The organism is Bradyrhizobium lablabi (genome assembly GCF_018129385.1).
Lineage (GTDB): Bacteria > Pseudomonadota > Alphaproteobacteria > Rhizobiales > Xanthobacteraceae > Bradyrhizobium > Bradyrhizobium lablabi_C.
Genome location: NZ_JAFCLN010000002.1, coordinates 286467 through 305337 on the forward strand (window position 1 = coordinate 286467; position 18871 = coordinate 305337).

The window sequence follows — 18871 nt, forward strand, 5'->3', positions numbered from 1 at the left end:
GGCATGACCCGCGCCTTTTTGATTCAACCCTTCTTCTTGATTCAACCTTCTTGCCGCGTCGCCAGGACCTTGTCGATGCGTCGGCCGTCGAGATCGACGACCTCGAACTGCCATCCGCCGGCGCTGACCTTGTCGCCGACATCGGGGATGGCGGCGAACTCCTGCAGCAGAAAGCCGGCAAAGGTCTGGTAGGGCCGCGACAAGGGCAACTCGATGCCAAGCAGGTCCGCGGCTTGCAGCGCCGGCGTCCAGCCGGAAATCAGATAGGAGCCGTCCTCGCGTTTGACGTAAGGAAGTTCAGCCGGACCTTCACGTGTATGGAAGGAGCCGACGATGGCCTCCAGAATGTCCGCGCTCGTCACCACGCCCTGGAACACGCCGTACTCGTCGTGCACCAGGCCGATATGCACCGGCGACTCGCGCAGGATCGCGACGACATCCCGTGCATCGACGGTTTCGGGGATGATGGGCGCCTCGCGCATCAGCGCGCGGATGTCGGGTGTAACCCCCGTCAAATAGGCGTCGAGCATGTCCTTGGCGTGCACGATTCCAAGCGCATGGTCGCGGCTACCGTCAAACACGACGCTGCGCGAATGCGCGGTCTTGAGCAGCGCGGCAAGGCTCTCGGCCTGTGGATCGGCAAGGTCGATCATGCTGACTTCGTGCCGCGGCGTCATCACCGCGCCGACCGGAAGGTCGCCGAGCCGCATCACGCCCGCGATCATTTCCTTCTCGCCGGGCTCGAGCACGCCGGCATTTTCCGCTTCGACCACCAGCGTACGGATCTCATCCTCGCTGACTTTCTCCTCGCGGTCGCTGCGGTGACCGAGCAGCCAGAGGATCCCCTTGCCGGAACGATCCAGCAGCCACACCAGCGGCAGCGAGATTTTTGCGAGCAGCATCATCGCGGGCGCGACCTTTACGGCGACGGCCTCGGGATCGCGCAATGCGATCTGCTTCGGCACGAGTTCGCCAACGATCAGGGAAGCATAGGTGATGACGCCCACCACGAGGCCCACGCCGACGGTGTCGGCCACGCCTTTCGACAGCCCGAAATCAACCAGCCATAGCGACAGCCGCTGGCCCAGCGTGGCGCCGGAGAACGCGCCTGACAGCACGCCGATCAGCGTAATGCCGATCTGCACGGTGGAGAGGAATTTTCCGGGATCGGACGCCAGCGCCAGTGCGCGGCGGGAACCGCTGACGCCCTTTTCGACCAGCGCGGCCAGCCGCGCCGGACGCGACGACACGATCGCCAGTTCCGACATCGACAGGAGCCCGTTGACGACAATCAGGACCGTGACGATGGCGAGTTCAAGATAGAGCACAAAGAGACCTTCTGTTGGGAAGCGCGGCCGCAAGCCGCCGGACGGCATATAGGCATTCCGCGGAAGGGCTGCGCCGGACGGAACAGCTTTCGCGCGGGAAAAATTGCCGCGGCTCAGTTTCTGCCGACGCAGCTCGGATACGGCGCGGTTTCGCCCGGCACGATCTGACAGAGACGGATCGGCTGCAACTGGCGCAGCCGGGCCTGCCATTTGGCAGCATCGATCGCAGGCTTGCCGGACGGACCGGCTCGCTCGGCCCATTGCATGGTGTAATAGTCGACACTGCCCTTGATCGCGACGATCAGCGCGGTCTCGCTGTGCTTGTCGGCGCTGGATTCCACTCTCCCACAGCCGGCGATCGCGACATAGGCTTCGTGGCCGCCGAATTTCGTTGCGCCCACCCCTTGGGCCGTGAATGTGTCGGGGCACGCGTTCTTGAATCCGGCGGCGATAAATCCGGCCACCGTTTCGGGCGTAGCCTTCGGATTTCCGGCGGCGCCCCTGGCGCCGGTGATCGTAATCATCTGGGTCCAACGGGCGATGGTCTCGCCCTTCAGCACGGCCTCACGAATATAACTCGGCCCTTTCGTCTCTTCGAACGCGGGGACGAATGTCATCGGCATCGAGAACGCCACCAACTGGCCGAAGATTGGAGAGATCGCGGTGGCAACGGAGGGATTTTCGGCGTAGGCCGCCGAAGAGATGAGTAACGCGCCAAGCGCGGCGATCCGTCCGAGATTTCTCGTCATCGCCAAGGTCGTATCCAAACCTTGTTACTGTTGCAACACGCGGCCGTGACGAACCTATTTGGATTCCAGTGTGCGGATTGCATCCCATCCATCGTCCGGCGGGTTGGCCGCCAGTTGCCGGGCGCGCTCGAGGAAAATCGATGCGGGCCGGTCGGTCTCCGCCGATCTTTCGAAGCAGGCGGCGGCCGCAGTGAACTCGCCGGCGCGCCAATGCGCCAGTCCCTCGGCATAACCGGCAATCTCGGACTTTTGCTGATCCGACAGACTGTCAGCCGCTGCCAGCAATTCAAAGATCTTGAGCGGCTGCATCCGACCCTTGACCCTGACGGCGTCGAGCTCGCGCCAGGCAAAGCCTTCGCCCGCGATCGCGACGGTTGCTTCCGAGGCGATGACCGTGGTGCCGTAGAACTTGTTGGCGCCCTCGAGGCGTGAGGCGAGGTTCACGGCATCGCTCATGACCGAATAATTGAAGCGGCGGCTGGATCCGAAATTCCCGACCAGCGCCTCGCCGGAATTGATGCCGATCCGCTGCTTCAGCTTGACGTCGCGGAACGCTTCGGCGTCACGGTTGAGCTCGTCGAGGCGCGCGCTGCATGCAAGGGCGGCACGCGCCGCATTTGCCGCATGGTCGGGATCGTCGGCGGGTGCGCCGAACACGGCGACGATGGAGTCGCCGATATATTTGTCGACATAGCCGCCGTGGTTCTCGATGATGTCGGTCATCTCAGACAGATACGCGTTCATCAGCGCGACCAGGCCATCGGGCGGCATCTTTTCCGCGAGCAGCGAAAATCCCTCGATGTCGGAAAAGAACACCGTGACGTTGCGGGTTTCCCCGCCAAGCTCGGGCAGCTTGTTCGACGCCAGCATCCGGTTGATGACGTGGGGCGCCAGATACAGGGCAAAGCTCTTTTGCAGCAGCCGCCGGTCCTTGTCGGTGGCGACAAAGCGATAACCGATCGTTGCAACCAACGCACCGATGCCCGCAACGAAGGGTTCGACGATCGGAAGCGCCAATCCATGATCGAAGGCGACCGTGGCATCGATCACGCCAATGGCCGTGATGGCAGCGAACGTGATGGCGGCGGCCATCGGCCTGAGCAGCCGGGCCGCCACCGCCGCGAGTGCGGCGAAACCGGCTGCGATGAGGAAAATGGGCAGCTTGCCGAGCTCGGTCAGCGCATTCTGACCGATCAGATTGTTGACGGCAGTGGCATGGATGTAGATTCCGGCGATCGAGCTGCGGTGAAAGGATGTAGCGACCGGTTTGACCTCGTCCGTGCAGCGGGGCGCCCGCGCGCCTTCCTTGCCGGTGGCGAAGCGCTTTGAGGTGAAGCGGCGATCCTCGCCATCCAGCACCGTTCCGAGAATGACGACCTTGCCGTCAAACCAGCGGCGGAAATAATCCTTGTCGTTTCTGAGCGCGCACGCACGCAGGTCTGCGAGGGAGAAGGTCGGGATATCGTCCGCGCCGCCCGCGAAATTGAGCGTCATGGTGTTGGGGAGGCTGACCGGGATGCGGTAGCCCGCGAGCGTGGCCGATCCGTTCGCGCCGAATTCCGGTTTTGCGTTGAGCGCGCGGGCGGCCAGTTCGACGGCCATGCCGGGCAGGGTGCCGCCATCCACGGAAAACGACAACAATGCCCGGCGAACGACATCGTCGCTGTCGGTATAGACGTTGAGCGGCCGGATATTCTGTTGCTGCCTGACGGCGATCCGCTGTCCGGCGGAGGGTCTGATCGGCTGATCCCCGCGCAGGACCTCACCAAGCACGACCTTGCCTGATGATGCTGCGCCCGCCAGCGCGCGCAGGAAATCGCGGTCGAAGCCACGGACCTTTTCACCGAGCACGCCGTCGCCGAACGGTACCTCCGATTGCTCAAGCGAGTTCGGGATGACCACGTCGAAGCCGACCACTTTTGCGCCGCCCTCGATCACCGCACTTAACACGCGCCCGATCTCACCGGTCCAGGTCAGGGTGGGCGTACCCTTGAACGGAGCCGCCCGGTAGGTTTCCTCGTCGATCGCAACGACAACCGCGGGCGATTTGGCAGGATCGTGCGGCTTGCCGAAAAACTGCCAGCGCAGCGCCGTCAGGATGTCGAGCGACAGGCCGTGGACGCGATCGAGCGCGGGCGACACCGAGACGGCTGAACACACCAGCACGATCAGCGTGATGGCAATTGCGTCGCGCGTGATGCGCCCGATGCTCACCGCTCCGCGCCCGGCAAGCTTATTGGATGCGGATCAGGCGCCCGACGATCGGCGTCGGCCCCGGTTTGGCCTCGGGATCGACGCGAAACACGATTCGCTGCGATGCGAATGTCGCGGCGTAGACTCCGCCTGGCGTGAGCGTGCGGTTGGTGCCGGCGAAATCGTAAAAGCGTCCCCTGAGCTGTTTGCCGTTGATCTCGACCTGCTGGCGCTCGCCCTTGACGTCGAGACGGTCGATGACGAGCGTGCCTTTGCCCTTGACCTCGAACAAGGGAGAGGTGCCGTAAAGCGTCAAGTCCGCCTGGATGTCGGCGTCCTTGCCCTTCTTGACGCTGCGCAAGACGGTGGCGGCGACTTCGCTGGTGGCCTTGGTCGTGGCATGTGTCTGCCTGGAATCGCACTTGGTCGTTTCGGCCTTGACGTCGGCGAGATGCACGTTGCTCTCTTCGGTGCCGACGATGACCGTGCCGATGCCGCTGATCGTCTCGCGGCGGCAGGAGTTCATGTAGCTGATCACGACCGAGCCGCCGTCACCAAGCTTGATCACGGTCTTGGGGGTGACATAGTCCATGAATTCGGCGCCGGTGACCTTGCCCTGCACCTCCTCAACGACGGCGACAGGTGTCTGGGCTGCGGCGGGGGCCGCCAGTGCCAGCAAGCTCACGCAAACGGCAAACGTTCGTTTCATCTCGAAAAACCTCATCCAGAATTCGGCTTATGTCCCAGTCCCGCCGATTGTTAGTCGCTGCTGAGTAGACAGTCGTTCGCCGTAATGGATGTGATGAATATCACATAACTATGGCCGTCAACAGCGTCCCGCGTTCGCGCGGCTGTCTGACTACTTCCGTCCGGAATCCTTTGGAGGATTCTTGGGGGCATTCTTCGGCGTGTCCCTGGGGCTACCGACACTCGCAAGAATGGCTTTCGCTTCCTTGCTCCCTGCCTGCGCTGCCTTTTGCAGCAATCGCCTTGCCTCGGGGATGTCCTTCTTTCCTCCAATGCCGTTGGCGGAGCAGCGGGCCAGGTTGACCATCGCGTCGGGATCGCCCATCGCGGCGCTCTTCTCGTAGAGCGCGCGGGCCTGTTTCACGTTGGCCTCCACGCCCAGCCCCTTCTCGGTCAGCTCTCCCAGCTTGTTGATGGCCTTTGCGTCGCCGAGATCGGCCGCGCGCTGATACAGCGCATAGGCCTTGGCCGGATTCCTGTCGCCGCCCAGGCCGCGCTCTTGCTGCAAGCCGAGGCTGACGATTGCAGGCGCAAATTTCATTTCGGCGGCGATCTCGTAATAGAAGCGGGCGCGCGCCGGATCCCTTTCGACACCCTCGCCATTGTCATACATCGAGCCCAGCGCGTAGAGCGCCCGCGTGTTGCCGAGCTCGAACGCCTTCTTGTAGCTGGCAAGCGCGGCCGGATAGTCCTGCACCGCATACAGCGCGCGGCCGAGCTGGTAGTGGAATCGATCGACGCCGGGAAGTTCCCTGACGGCTTGCGAGCATGCGGCGATCGCCAGTGCCGGCTTGATGTCCTCGAGCTTGACGCCCTTGACGCCGAGACCGCGCTTGGAGTCGTCAGGCGCGGCGGCAAGATTGTCGCAGGGAAGGGCCGCCGACGGGTCGGCTTGAACCGGCGAAAACGCGGCTTGCTTGACGGCATTGAGATAGATCTTGCCTCGTGAGAGCTGGCCGTACATGTACGGCGTCTGCTTCTGCCGCGTCGAATTCCGCACTTCGTCGCGCACGTTGCGGAACAGGAAGCTGATCTCGAGATCGGGCTCGGGAAGATATTTCAGGAGCGCCGCCGCCAGCGGAGAGTTGCGGCCCTGGCCTTCCTCCGACGTCCGCGACGGTTCGGTGGCAAAGAACACCAGCGCGTTGCGCGATGCATCGAGGCCGCCGGACGATGGCACATCGAAGTCGCGGCCAGAGTCCTGCCGCCCGAGTTTAGCGGGGAAGGGATTTCCCCGCAGTGCATCGAGAATGACGAGCCCGAGCACGCGTGCTCCGGCGACCTGGAGCATGGCCGCGCGCAGCGTGATGGTCTCGGTCCGGAAAGCGTCCGGCGTGGCGAGCCGGGCATCGACCGGGATCAGATAGCCGTCGACGCCGGCGTTGAGGCTGTAGCCTGCAAAATAGATGATTGCGAAATCGGCCTTGGTGGATCTCTCGGCGAAATCCTGGAGCGTCTGCCTTAAGTCGCTCGCGGCCGTGTCACGCCGAAGAACGACGTCGAAACCAAGGCCGCCGAGCGCCTTCGCGATATCCTCGGCGTCGTTGACGGGCGTGGCGAGGCGAGGCGCATGCTGGTAGCTGGAATTTCCAATCACCAGCGCGACGCGGTTTTCCGACGCGCCGGCGTCGCTGCCAAAGGCGAGCGGCAGGACCAGAGCAAATGCAAGCGCCAGAATCCGCAAAGGCCGCTTCTTCAGTTGGTTGCGCCGGCCGGATGTTCCGCGACCCAGTCCTGCCAGGTCAGGAATTTCAAGCCCAACATGCCGTAGTCCACCTGAAGATAACCGTCGTCCGTTCGCGAAACAGCCGATGGCACGCGCACGGCCACTTCCTGCGCCATGACGCCGACATAAAGCGTGTCGTCGCCGATATAGCGGTAACGGTAGAGGCGCAGGCCATCATGCGTCCGGCCGAGCGCGGTGATGTCCTGCTTGAGGCGGATGTCTGATGGCACCGGGATCCTGCTCGCCGCATTCGCCGCGGCATTCGATGCAGCCTTGCTGGCGGCGTTCGAGGCCGCCGCCGACGCTGCCCGGCTCGCCGCATTCGATGCGGCGGATGAAGCCGCCCTGCTTGCGGCGTTCGATGCCGCTTGGCTTGCCGCATTGGACGCAGCTCGGCCGGCGGCGTTCGATGCCGCGTTGGAAGCCGCATTTGCCGCGGCCGCGGCGGCGGCGGCGCTCGCCGCGCGGGAAGCGGCGGCAGCCGCCGCATTGCTTGCTGCCTGCGAGACTGCGTTGCTGACGGCATTGCTTACCGCGTTGCTGACGACATTGCTGACAACGTTGCTCACGACATTGCTGACGTTCTGGTTCACGCGCTCGGCAACGCGGCGATACTCGCGGTTCCGCACCTTTTCCCGTTCCGACCTTGTATAGGCCGAAACGAGGTAGCCGTTCTTGCGCGCATCCTCGATGGCTTTTTCCATGCAGCGGTTCTTGTTGCCGGAAGTGCGGCAGAGTTGAAAGCGGAGCTGCATGTAATCAGGGTATTTGACGACAGCCTTGGTGCACGCGGACAGATTGCCGGCGAAGCAGAGATTGACGTCATTGTCCTGTCCCGTGCGCATCATCCAGTCCGTCGGATTGATGGGCCGCAGCGCGATGTCGCTGCCCGCGGGCAGCCGATGATCGCGGATGCTGGGATATTTTTCGGCGAACGGCTGCACGATATTCTTATCCTTGGAGTCGCGCAGCACGTCCCAGGCCCGGTCAATGGAGTCGTGGCTTTTCGCCGTTGCCTCGGGCGAGGTGGAGGCAAGCTGGAACGTCGAAGGCGGCGGAGGCGTCAGATCGACCGGCTGCGAATCCGTCTGACCGGAAGCCTGCAATTTGGCGAGCGTCACCTTGGCGGCGTCGACATGCTCGCTGTAGGGATAGAGGTCCAGGAATGCGCGGTAAGCCGAGGCCGTGTTCTGTTTCTCGACGGTCGACCACGCAAACTTTTCCGCGCCTTCGAGTTGGGCAATCCGGTCGTTGACCTCGGTGACGTGCGTACTGGCGGGAAATTTCTCGGTGAAACGGCGGAGCGTGGCGATCTCGTTGGTGGCGCGCACGAACGTCCAGGCGACCCGCTCGGCTTCCGCCGCGGCATCAGCGGCCGCGACCGCGGCATCGCCCTTCAGGTAGATCTCTTCGCTGGAGAGCGTGCCGTAAACCGCCGGCTGCTGAGTCTTTGTTTCGCGCACGACGTCGTCATAGACCGTGCGGAAGAGATAGTTGATCTCGAGGCCGGGCGTTTCGACGTGGCGCAGCAGCGAGCCGGAGTAGGGGCTGTTGCGTCCGGTACCGTCATTCGCCGTGGTGCCGGCCGCAGCAGCGAAGGCGACCAGCACGTTGTCGTTGACCTCGACCGGTGCAAGGCCTCGCGCCGAGGTCTCGGCGGGCATCGCCAGTGCGGGCCTGGCCGGCGCCGCCGTCTGGGCCCCTTTCTTGGCGGCGTCCTTTCCCTTGCCCGCGGGATTGGTCGGATTCGCCAGCGCGCGTCCTGCGGCCAGATTGGTCGACGCAAAGGGATCGTTGCGGCAGGCATCGAGAACCACCAGCCCGATCACCTTGGGCATCACGGAAATATCGATCAGGGTCTCGAGGTTGATGGCTTCGGCATAGACGTCGATCTCGGACTTGATCTGGGCGTCAACGGGGATCAGCCAGTTCTTGCCGTCGATCTCGACGCCATGGCCGGCGAAGAAGATGACCGCCTTGTCGGCGCTCTTGGCCGCGTTGCCGAAATCGATCAGCGCACGGCGGAAGGCGGCGAAATCGAGGTCGGACAGATGCTTGACGTTGAAGCCGAGCCTGGTGAGCGAGGCGGCCATGTCGGCGGCATCGTTGGCCGGGTTGGTCAGCCGGTCGACCTTGCGGTATTCGCTGTTGCCGATCACCAGCGCGATCTTTTCTTCGGCCGCCGCGCGAGACGCGTTGGCGATTGAGAGCGCCAGCAGCGTTGCGCCGCAGGCGGCGGCGCGAAGCGCAGAGGCGAGGGGCTGTTTACGAGGGGAAGCTTGGCCGCACTCATGCGCGGCTGCCTTGGAAATCAGGTTGCGCATTATCGAGTCTCGAAATTCAACGTCCGAAAACAATAATTTGCGCGCACAGTACCAATTGCGATCATCTGTGGGCAAGAAGTTGCGGACTGTGACGCACCGCACGGAACCGCGAGGGACAAGGGCAACAATATACCTTGCCTTGCGGTGCTGAACTGATCCTGGAATGCCGCGCGGCGATGCCGGCGATGGAGTTTTTCGAATGACGCAGACATTTCGTTTTTGTCGGGCCTTGCTCGCCGGACTCGGCCTGATCGTAGCCCTGGCGGGAGCGGCGCGAGCGGAGGACTATTCCCCGGCGGACTCGACCCGGGACTCCATCATCCAGGGGGTACGCGACGACGTCCGGCGCAAGATCAGGGACCAGCAAGCGGCGGAAAACCGTGCTGAAGCTGCAACGGTTGGCCAGCCATCTCCACGCGTCTACCGGCCGAAAAAGAAGAAGCGGCAGGCAAGCCGTTGAGAAGACGCGGAACCGTGGAACCGATACCGGTGAACACGGACCGATTTGGTTTCTAAATCCCTAATACTGTGTCTTTCCGGCACTATTAGATCGCGGCAACATTTGGATATTTTTCGGGCGTGAATACGAGTCTTTTGGGGGCCCGAATGTTTTTTTCTAGATTTTCCAAGATCTTGCTTGCTTCGGCGGCACTTTTTGCGCTGACGGCGAAGCCGGCTTCCGCGCAATATGCCAGCGATATCGAGCAGCGGATCATCAGCAGCGTCGTTCAGAACATCATCGAGAACGTTCGTGACCAGCTCCTGCGGCGCCGGATACCGCCGCCGGGCCGATTGCAGTTCAGCGGTGAAGAGGGGCAGTTCGATAACGGCGACCCGTTCGCAGCCAAGGGCATGGAAAATCCGTTCGGCGCGCTGGCCTATGCCAAGGCGCCCGCGATGGCCGCGCCGGTTTCGGCCTGGCTCTATGGCGCGAACCTCGTCGGCAACGCCGATCGCGCTACCACGTTCGGCACCGACATCCACACCCAGACGGTCACCGGTGCCTTCGACATCACGAAGATCGGCATCTTCACGGCGACTGACGCGCTGACGTTTATCGGCACCGGTTCGCACACCTGGTCGCAATCGTACAACAGGTTCAACGCACCCGCGCCCGACTTCACCGGATCGATCCCCTCGACCTCGGGCACCCTCTCATACCTGAACGGCGGGTTCTCAGCCGACTTCACGGCCCTGTTGTCCTGGACAAGCAGTTCAGTGAAGAATGTCGCCCCGATCCTGGTTGTTGCCCCGCCGGACAGCAGCTCGATCGCCTACACCGGCAACGCGCAATACCGCTTCGAATTCCCCTACACGGTGTGGTTCGAACCGAGCGCCGGTGTGACTTATACCGAGCTCTATACGTCCAACTTCGGCACCAAGTTCGGCGACACCACCGAAGTGCACGGTGGCGGCCGCGTCGGCTTTGAAACGAAGTGGATGGGCTACACCATCCAGCCGACCCTTTCGGGGTTCGTCTACAAGATCGTCGACTCGAATTTCCCGGCGGTAGCTATTCCCGGCGCGCCGGCCTTCGCCGCCGTCACGTCGAATCTCGGCGGCCGCGCTTCGGGCAAGATCACCGTGATCTGGACCCCGAACTTCTCGTCCTATCTCGAAGCGCACGGCAGCGGTACCGCGGCGACCGACAGAGGGGTGGTGGTGCCGAACCCGCCGGCGGTTCAGACCTACGGCGTGCAGGGTGGCCTCCGCTACACCTGGTGAGCCTCTGAACCATCGACGTCAAAATGCCCGCCTTCCGGCGGGCATTTTCTTTTTAACGATCGAGCCTGCGTGGCGAGCGAAACGGCTTACTTCAGGAAGGCGAAGATTTCCTCGAACACCAGATAGCCGGCGACATAGGCAATCACGCCAAGGCCTAGCAGCACGAACGCCAGCCAGACATAGAGCGGGGACGCTTCCCGCGGTTGCAGTTGCTTCATGCTTCCCCCTGACCCCGGCCGAAGCATCCAATCCGACGCCCCGATATGGCGGCAAGGGGAATGGTGTCGCAGACCGTCGCACGGCGATCGGAGCCGGGCGCGATTGCTGTGCATTCGCTGCGGGTGCTTGAGCCTGAACGCGCCTGTGGCACACTGTGCACGGGCAAGGGGATGATCCGTGGAGGAACGTCCGATGTCAAAGAAGGGGATCACGGGCCACGACCAATGGGTCGTCACGGAAGCCCTGGCCACCGCGCTGGTCGCGCTCGAGCAGTTGCCCGAAAAACACCAGCCGCATGCGCATATGGACGATCTCAAGAAGCTGCTGGTCGCCGGCTGCCAGCCCGGCAGCGTGGTGCTGCATCTGGCCCAGGCCAAATGCCGGTTGTTTCCCGAGCGGGATCCGCTGACGATCTATGAGGAATACGGTCTTGGGGACGGGCAGGGGTGAAGCGGGAGGAAGCTGGTCGCTCCGATCCGCTTCAGCTTTCCGCATCCACCCAATTGATCAAAGGCAGGTCGATCCCGAAAACCATTTCGAGCGCAAAGCCGACGACCGCGCCGACAAGGACGAGCTCCAGCGCACCGAATGCCGCCAATACTGACAGGCCGAGCATTTTTCTGATCCGGTTCGATAGTGCCATGAGCTTTCCCCTTTAACGAAGGGCGCAATAGCACAGCAGGAGCCGGCCGCGCGGCTTGGTTGGACTTAACCCTAATCGGGAACCTGGACGGACGAAGCGATTGCCATGGCGGACGTCAGAGGGCCGGCCTTATCGCGCCGCAGCGCAACCATCGCATTAAACGAGTCCTCTATATTCCGGTTTTTACTACAATTTAGAGCATTGCTGGTTTGATGGATGGGCCGCACCGCCGCGCGGCCGAACAGCCGGGCGCCGCCTTTATCCACCTACCCCAGAGCGTGAGCGCTCGGCTGTTTGCCTGGGGAACGCGACGCGCTGCCACGCAGGCCCGATACAGCTCAATCGATGCAGCGCTCGCGATGGCGCGAAACGTGCCGGCGATGGTCGATGGAAATTGACCTGCGCGAGAAGCAGGATTGCGCTACCTTTCTCATCCTAAAGTGATATATAGTACGTATTGCAACTTATGCCTTTACAGGTCTTTAGGTCCTGGATGGCACGTTCCTGCCGCGGCCCGCGCCGAGCGCCTGGGCATCGGAGCAGGAAGTGCATTGCATGAAGCGTTTTCTTCTGAAGTTCTGGCGGGACGAATCCGGCGCCACGGCCATCGAATATTGTCTGATCGCCGTAGGCATCGCACTTGCGATCATCGTCATCGTGAGCGGTCTGGGCTCGACCCTCGCCGACAAGCTCACGTCCCTCAATTCATCCCTGAAGTAGGCAAGCAAACTCCATACAATCGCTGGGTCGCCCGCTGGTTTCTCAGGCCGGCGGGCACGTCTTGCGCTCGTTCCTGGATGCAGCAGCGCCGGCTTACACAGCGCATGAACGCGGCAGAGAGCATTCGGCGGCAACCAGTTCTCAACCAGGTTCGTTTATTCTTTTGCCCATGGCGACTCGGGCCCACCAAAGGAGGGACTGGGAATGACAGCGCGCAAACGTCGATCGGACCTGCTTGAGGTCTGGCTTGAGATGTTCGAGAAAATCGAGGGGCCCCGGCGGCGGCGGGTCGTGGAATTGCGGCGCCGTCGCAGCAATCCTGTTCGCCGCTTTCAGAACAGCCTGTCGCTGGCGCGCTCCCGGCGCTAGGGCCGCATTTCCGCGCTCGCAGCGCATCCATCTGAAGGGCCAGCCGTCGCCGGCGCGAATGACGGGTGCGCAATCCATCCGTAGCGCGGCCTTGTTCCGCGTCGCCGTGATCCGATCTATTCTAGGGCCGGACGACGGTTGGGGGGAGAAGCTCGGAGCAAGGCAAATGAGAACTTTTCTGATCGCGGCTGTATTCGTTATTGTCGCCGGCGCTGGCCCGGCCAATGCTACAGGTGGATGCGGCGCCGGCTGCTATAGAACCTCGATGGGTGCGTGCGTCGTAGAGGGCTGGGGCACCGGGCGCGCCCGATTTTCGAATGAATGCCCCGTCACGTCTCGTGCCCGCCCACCGTGCGGTGCCGGGTTCATCTGGCGACCCAATTTTGGGGCTTGCTTCCAGACCAACAAGGATTGGTACTGAATCACGGGCGGCATGGGCTCGTGCAGGTGGGCCGCTTCAAGGGATGCACAAAGCGCCCCTGATCGCGTGCGGGTGCGCCGGTGCGCACGGCCGAGTTGCTAATTCCCGATACAGGTTTAGCCGCACGGGTTATAGCGAGGCCCCGGCCTTCAGGCGCAGGCTGGCCCCGTGCCGGTGAAGCAATCCCCGTGGATCGGCACGGCGAACGGAAGCCTGATCCGCAACCAGCCCCGCGGGTCGGGCTTCTGCATTTCGCGTCGGAGCCGGGCTCACTCGTACTCCCTCATCGAAGATGAGCCGTGTGAGGCCAAGCGGGAGCGGCCTGCGATCTGTTGAGTGTCATTCCAACCCTGCCGTTGGCCACGCAGGCCATCATCCAAAAGATGCGGAGAACTAGTCCCGAAGAATGCAAATCCCGGCAGGAAAAAACCGGATTGCGCGCAGCCAATGATCCGCCGGCGATGGTGATGCGTCCCGGCATGTAGTGAGGAAACCCGGCCCGCACCAATTCCCCAGCCCTGCGGGTCGGGTTTTTCCAAGGCTTGCTCAGTTCCAAAAAAATACGCCGCCGGGCTCGAAATGTACCGTCCCGGCGGCGCCCTGTCTCAAACTGGGCCCTGCAATCCCCAGTCACTGACGATTAGCAACGCCTGTGCCATCAGGATGCGATGGCAGGGCGGTCTTTACGCCTCAACCAGTTTAGCGACCACAGCATCAATTGATTGACCGCGACTGTCGCGACCCACGCCAGGCCGGTTGCCGTGGCCCGGCCAGCAATTGTCCTGCCCCCATTGCCAATGAATGTTGGACCCTATGATCGCGCCAGATTGACACAGCGTTCGAAAGCCTCGGGGATGCTGGAATGTGGTCTCTCATCCATGGAGGCAGAAATGCATTTTGTTCGTTTCGCACAATTCGCGATTGTTGCCGTTACGTCGCTTTTCATTGGCAGCAGTGCTCAAGCAGTCGCCGTAATGTACGGTACTTATTATGACGAGTCAGTCACACCAAGTTGCATGAGCGGCGGTGCTGCTTGCACAGTGGCGTTCTCGCAACTTCCGCCAAACAAGCTGCTACTGGTAACGCACGTTGCTTGCTTCGCCCAAACAACGTCCCCTATTGTCTTTGCCACATTGGGAATCTTTACGGCACCGACATCCGGCACCCTGCAGCGCGACTATCCGCTCCAGCTTCCGCAGCCGGTGCAAGCGGGCAGCGTCTACTATACACAGATCAGTCATCCAGTTAACTTTCTCATTGGGCAATCAAGATATCCGCACGTCGCAATAGCTGCGGCGGCCACTACCAACGCCTGGGCCATAAAGTGCACCATCTCTGGCACCCTGATCAATCCGATCCCGTAGGTTGGAAGAACAAAGGTCACTCAGTTGGTGTGGGCGTCCGGCTCACACCGGCGGGTCTTCAAAGCGCCGAAAAGGCCCTTACCGACGGCAACGCCGCCCGGGAGAGCGATGATGCCTGATGGTCCGTAACATCAGCCGCCTTATTCTCACTTCATCGCGCCACGTCGAGGGAGTTACAGATTTCGGGGGCTCCCAAATGCCGGCGACACGCTCGCGCGGGTTTTGCCGGTGCCGATTGCGAATGTCCCGGCGAGAATTGCGTTTGGATTGACGCAATCTAAAAATCCAAGTCGAATGCGGCCTCATTTATTTATTTGGAGGTCGAAATGTCTTTAGCTCGTTTTCTGCAAGTCGCTATGGGTGGCGCTGTTCTGGCTGTCATTGGGATTCCGGCCTTGGCGGAACAGGCTTCCTTCGGAGCCCATTATGAGGAACGCAACCAAGCTACCTGTAGTGGCAGCTGTTGGGTCTATTTTTCGCCAATCCCGGCAAACAAGGTCTTCATTGCAAGAAGAATCATATGCCGGATGTCTTCGGCTTCACCGATTATCGGTCACAGTTTTGCAGTTCTTCAAGGCGTGGAAACGGGTTACTTGAGAAGTTCGCCCTTGTTCTACCCGACACAGGGCGTGAATATCGGTGGGAGCACCTTGTATTATTCATCCACAAACGAGACCAGATTCGCGGTTGGCGCTACACGCCTTATGCGAGTTGATTTCACCACTGTGAATACTGCATTTTCGGTCATTGATTGCCACATCTCGGGAACGCTCTATCCGTACCCTGGAGCCGGCCCGACCGCTGAGGAGCTTAATTGATCGGCTCCCTTCTTCCCTCGTGGGAGAAGAGTGATTTCGATTCAGTTGAACAACAGGCCGTCCCAATGGGCGGCCTCACGGACTACTGCGGCCCCGCGTCACGGCGCCATGCCTTCGAAGGCGCCGAGCGCGAAGGGCAGCACCAGCAGCAGTGCGATCAACGCGGCCAAGAGAAGACTTCCATCCGCCGTCGCAATCGATTTGCCAACACGGGCCAGCGCGGCGGTGCAGGACCAAGCGATTGATTTGGTAGGCGGGGAGGGACTCGAACCAACGATCCCGTAATTCAACAGCAAGTCACCTTCGCACGGCGTCGAGGAAGCGCTGACGCCAGCGTGCTTCGAAGCTGTCGGAATTGTCTGGCATAAGCGCCTGTGCATCCAGAAAATTCTCGGAGCTTGCTGGAGGTGGGCTTGCTTTCCGCTCGGCGTCCGCTTGCTCAGTTTGAGCCCTTGGCCAATGCAACAATGCTTTCGACAGCATCGGCTTGCCTTCGTACCAGCATTTTCGACCGTCGATGATCCGATAGGACCAATAGGACCGCGCATCGGCCGGCCGCTCGGTGCTGCATTGCCTTGCTTGGGCGGTCGCTGCGGAGGAGAAGGCGACCGCCGAAACTCCAGTAATGCAGGATGCGAGGAGCAACAGCTGGAATCGTTTCATAGAACACCTGCGCAAAGGACCAAAGGAATGTCTTTTCAGCAGCTTAGGTGGAAAAATGAGCCGCAATTTAGGCAGTTTTCCACAGGCTATGCACAGGCGCATGGGCCCAAATTCAACACCAAGTGCGATCGGATGACAGGTCGGAAGTCCGGCCGCGGGAGCGCGCCCTCATGCGGCTGGTGAGCGGTGAGGCGAGCATGTCGTGCCATTGAGAGCGTAGCCGCCCAGGATGCGGCGGCTGCGGGCAAGACCAATCAAGTCAAACACCATATCAACCGAAGAGCAGCCAGAGCACGACGGCAACCGTGCCGGCAATCCATGCTCCAGCAACGAATATCTGCCCCTTGTCGGTTGGCATCAGTCAGGATTTGACTTTGACACGTAGTACAACACGTCGTGCCGGCGACCGATCAGCCGAAATAGCATGTTGATGCACCGGACCAAGAAATAGACTGAGAGGATCTCGAAGATCATTTTAGAATCTCCGGTTCGAAAACAGCTGTTCTGAAACGCTCCGAATTTAGGCTGCCCAGGCGCGCCTGTGTGGCCACAAATGCGCAATGCGATGCAGAATGAAAAAATGAGTTGCTGAGCAGCCACAGCATCGAGAGATTGCGTTTTCAAAAGCAGGCAACGGCATGGTGCCTTCAGGCGAACAGATTGGCTCCGTCCGCCGCCGTCCTGACGAACGTGCCGCTCTCATGCTCGCGACGAACCGCATCCGATCGCCAGCTTCATGTCGGCTGATTTTTGGAGCGTCGCCGCGCCAATTGGCGCATGTTCCAGGCCTCAGCGAGCGGCCCGGCGAGGGGCTTTGGGGAAGCTTTTTCCCGCCGGGCCCGGTCACGCCCGCGGTGTCACCTCAACGGACGCAACCGAGGCTCAACTGCACCCTTCTGGCAGAGTTGCTATTTTTTCCCGAAGGTTCTGCTGCAACAGCAGACCTGCAAGGGAAGAACTAGTCCCGATGAACGCCGATGCTGGCAGGAAAAAGCCGAATTGCGCGCAGCTAATGGTCAGGTCGGAAACTTCCCTTCCGGCGTTCGAGAGAGCAGCCCGACCCGTTTCCTTCCCCAAGCCCAGCGGGTCGGGCTTTTTCGTTTCTTACCGTCGCCGTTGCAGTCGAGTGGCGATCAGCAACCGCGCCGATCGCGATCAGGGTTACGACCAAACCCATATCGTCAGGCGTCCAACCGTTCATGAATTCTCCCCATCATGCGAGCCGTGTTTTGAAGGCCCGCGAAGCGGGGAAATCCGAATGGTGAGCGCGGAGGGACTCGAACCCTCGACCCCATGATTAAAAGTCGTCTCCTGTCATTATGACGATCAGGGCAGGGAGGCGCAAGTTGTATTAAAAACCTTCATATTTTCAACTATTTGGGTTATATTTTCGGGGCAGGCTGGGGCAGCCCTGTTCACGATAGGACAGCCTCGATTGCTATCCTGAAACCTATCCTGAGGGGCCCCCCGTGTCGGAGCAAAAACAGGACCTTCGCAAAGGGCGCGATCGTTCCTTTGATCAATCACGTTCCAAGCGTTTCACGGAGTTGGGCGTCTCGAAACTCAGGCTTGGCATGAGGAGAACGAAGCAAAAGGACGGCACGGTCACCAGCAAGCCTGAAACAGAAGCTACATATCGTGACAGGAAACAGGGTGGGCTGCTCCTGCGCATCAACAAGTCGGGCGCTAAGATGTGGCGCGTGCAGTATTACGATCCGCATCAACGCAAAATGCGCACGGATAAACTCGGGGAGTTTCAGCCCGGCAACCCGATCCACATGTCCGTCAAGGACGCCCGCAAAGCTACAAAATATCATCACGGGAACCTCGAAAAGATTTTAGACGAACGCAAGAAGATGGCCGTCGCCAACCGCGACAGCTTCAAGGCCGTGTCGGACTGGTACGTGGAAAAGTTCGTCGAGGGGCAGCGCCGATCGGCCCCCCAAATCAAAGCCGTCATCAAAGCGATCCTGCCCACCTGGGAGAACAAGCCGTTCGAAGCGATCACGCGGCCCGATGTCGTCGAACTCCTGGACAAGATCGCCGAGACCCGCGGACCGAGGGCGGCCGACGTCACCTTGGCCGTGTTGCGTCGCATGATGAACAAACACGCCGTTCGCTCCAAGACCGGGTACTCGTCCGTCATCGTCGAGGGCATGGCCCAAATCGAAGACCCCCGCGAGCGTGCCCGCGACCGTATCCTTGACGACCGGGAGATCCGGCTCATGTTTGCGGCCTGCGATCGTCTCGGCACCTTCGGCGCCATGTGCAAGGTGCTCCTGTATACGGCGCAGCGCCGGACCAAGGTCGCGACCATGCAATTTGACGACATCCTGGACGGAGTATGGACGATCCCGATGGAGAAGCGGGAGAAGGGCAACGCGCAGCGCCTCAAGCTGCCCAAGCCTGTGCTCGATATCATCGAGGCGCAAGCCGAGCTCAAGATCAACGACTACGTATTTCCGGCAAGCCGTGTCGGCCGACGTGACGGCCCGGGCGAACACTTCGGCTCATATTCGGCATTCGGGCAAGGGAAGGCTGACCTCGACAAGGCGATGGCCGACATTGCGCCCAAGCCTGTCGTCCCACACTGGACGCTCCATGACATTCGCCGCACGTCGCGCTCGTTAATGTCGCGCGCCGGCATCCGGCCCGATATCGCGGAGCGCGTCCTTGGCCATGTCATCGGGGGCGTTGAGGGCGTTTACGATCGCCACGACTATGATGCGGAGCGCGAGACCGCTTTGCTGTCACTCGCGTCTCTAATCGAAACGATCATTCGTCCCCCCGCAAAGGGCGGCAACGTCGTCTCCATCAATCGACGTTGATAGACCCCACCGTTTCCCGGGACCGCACAGGGCG

At 61.4% G+C, this 18871-nt stretch carries 18 protein-coding genes; 8 read left to right on the forward strand and 10 right to left on the reverse strand.

Going from position 1 to position 18871, the window contains the following annotated elements:
- Window positions 1–41: 41 nt before the first annotated feature.
- From JQ628_RS04900 to JQ628_RS04925, 6 genes are all read right to left on the reverse strand, one after another.
- On the reverse strand, window positions 42–1328 hold the full coding sequence (locus JQ628_RS04900; protein WP_212220113.1) for a hemolysin family protein: 1287 nt from the start codon (window positions 1326–1328) through the stop codon (window positions 42–44).
- 113 nt (window positions 1329–1441) lie between these two features.
- Complete coding sequence (locus JQ628_RS04905) at window positions 1442–2077, reverse strand: hypothetical protein (RefSeq protein ID WP_212220116.1); 636 nt, start codon at window positions 2075–2077, stop codon at window positions 1442–1444.
- Between the two features lie 54 nt (window positions 2078–2131).
- A complete protein-coding gene (locus JQ628_RS04910) occupies window positions 2132–4291 on the reverse strand; it encodes a CHASE2 domain-containing protein (RefSeq protein ID WP_212220119.1) in 2160 nt (719 codons plus the stop codon).
- Between the two features lie 19 nt (window positions 4292–4310).
- Window positions 4311–4979: a hypothetical protein gene (locus JQ628_RS04915; protein ID WP_212220122.1), complete on the reverse strand. Its 669-nt coding sequence runs from the start codon at window positions 4977–4979 to the stop codon at window positions 4311–4313.
- A gap of 150 nt (window positions 4980–5129) precedes the next feature.
- Window positions 5130–6701 (reverse strand): caspase family protein, encoded by a 1572-nt coding sequence (locus JQ628_RS04920; protein WP_212220124.1) that lies wholly within the window; start codon window positions 6699–6701, stop codon window positions 5130–5132.
- An 11-nt stretch (window positions 6702–6712) separates the two neighbouring features.
- Complete coding sequence (locus JQ628_RS04925) at window positions 6713–9067, reverse strand: caspase family protein (RefSeq protein WP_212220127.1); 2355 nt, start codon at window positions 9065–9067, stop codon at window positions 6713–6715.
- Window positions 9068–9266: 199 nt separating this feature from the next.
- Between JQ628_RS04925 and JQ628_RS04930 the strand changes: the two genes are divergently transcribed.
- Both JQ628_RS04930 and JQ628_RS04935 read left to right on the forward strand, forming a co-directional pair.
- Window positions 9267–9527, forward strand: coding sequence for a hypothetical protein (locus JQ628_RS04930; protein ID WP_212220129.1), 261 nt, complete (start codon window positions 9267–9269; stop codon window positions 9525–9527).
- A 146-nt stretch (window positions 9528–9673) separates the two neighbouring features.
- Window positions 9674–10792, forward strand: a complete 1119-nt coding sequence (locus JQ628_RS04935; protein WP_212220132.1) for an autotransporter domain-containing protein — start codon at window positions 9674–9676, stop codon at window positions 10790–10792.
- An 86-nt stretch (window positions 10793–10878) separates the two neighbouring features.
- Here the strand turns inward: JQ628_RS04935 and JQ628_RS34675 are convergent, their stop codons facing one another.
- Entirely contained in the window at window positions 10879–11010 is a 132-nt protein-coding gene (locus JQ628_RS34675) for a hypothetical protein (RefSeq protein ID WP_283815765.1), read from the reverse strand.
- Window positions 11011–11203: 193 nt separating this feature from the next.
- Between JQ628_RS34675 and JQ628_RS04940 the strand changes: the two genes are divergently transcribed.
- Window positions 11204–11461, forward strand: a complete 258-nt coding sequence (locus tag JQ628_RS04940; RefSeq protein WP_212220135.1) for a hypothetical protein — start codon at window positions 11204–11206, stop codon at window positions 11459–11461.
- Between the two features lie 31 nt (window positions 11462–11492).
- Here JQ628_RS04940 and JQ628_RS04945 read toward each other — a convergent pair whose 3' ends face one another.
- Entirely contained in the window at window positions 11493–11654 is a 162-nt protein-coding gene (locus JQ628_RS04945; RefSeq protein ID WP_212220138.1) for a hypothetical protein, read from the reverse strand.
- A gap of 555 nt (window positions 11655–12209) precedes the next feature.
- Between JQ628_RS04945 and JQ628_RS04950 the strand changes: the two genes are divergently transcribed.
- From JQ628_RS04950 to JQ628_RS04965, 4 genes are all read left to right on the forward strand, one after another.
- Window positions 12210–12374, forward strand: a complete 165-nt coding sequence (locus JQ628_RS04950; RefSeq protein ID WP_212220141.1) for a Flp family type IVb pilin — start codon at window positions 12210–12212, stop codon at window positions 12372–12374.
- A gap of 204 nt (window positions 12375–12578) precedes the next feature.
- On the forward strand, window positions 12579–12743 hold the full coding sequence (locus JQ628_RS04955) for a hypothetical protein (protein WP_212220144.1): 165 nt from the start codon (window positions 12579–12581) through the stop codon (window positions 12741–12743).
- 1311 nt (window positions 12744–14054) lie between these two features.
- Entirely contained in the window at window positions 14055–14528 is a 474-nt protein-coding gene (locus tag JQ628_RS04960) for a hypothetical protein (RefSeq protein WP_212220147.1), read from the forward strand.
- 326 nt (window positions 14529–14854) lie between these two features.
- Entirely contained in the window at window positions 14855–15346 is a 492-nt protein-coding gene (locus tag JQ628_RS04965; RefSeq protein ID WP_212220150.1) for a hypothetical protein, read from the forward strand.
- A 98-nt stretch (window positions 15347–15444) separates the two neighbouring features.
- Here the strand turns inward: JQ628_RS04965 and JQ628_RS04970 are convergent, their stop codons facing one another.
- Both JQ628_RS04970 and JQ628_RS34425 read right to left on the reverse strand, forming a co-directional pair.
- Entirely contained in the window at window positions 15445–15642 is a 198-nt protein-coding gene (locus JQ628_RS04970; RefSeq protein ID WP_212220153.1) for a hypothetical protein, read from the reverse strand.
- Window position 15643: 1 nt separating this feature from the next.
- Window positions 15644–16009, reverse strand: a complete 366-nt coding sequence (locus JQ628_RS34425) for a hypothetical protein (protein ID WP_249127489.1) — start codon at window positions 16007–16009, stop codon at window positions 15644–15646.
- 1469 nt (window positions 16010–17478) lie between these two features.
- Here JQ628_RS34425 and JQ628_RS04980 point away from each other — a divergent pair.
- Complete coding sequence (locus JQ628_RS04980) at window positions 17479–18837, forward strand: tyrosine-type recombinase/integrase (protein ID WP_212220156.1); 1359 nt, start codon at window positions 17479–17481, stop codon at window positions 18835–18837.
- Window positions 18838–18871: the final 34 nt, after the last annotated feature.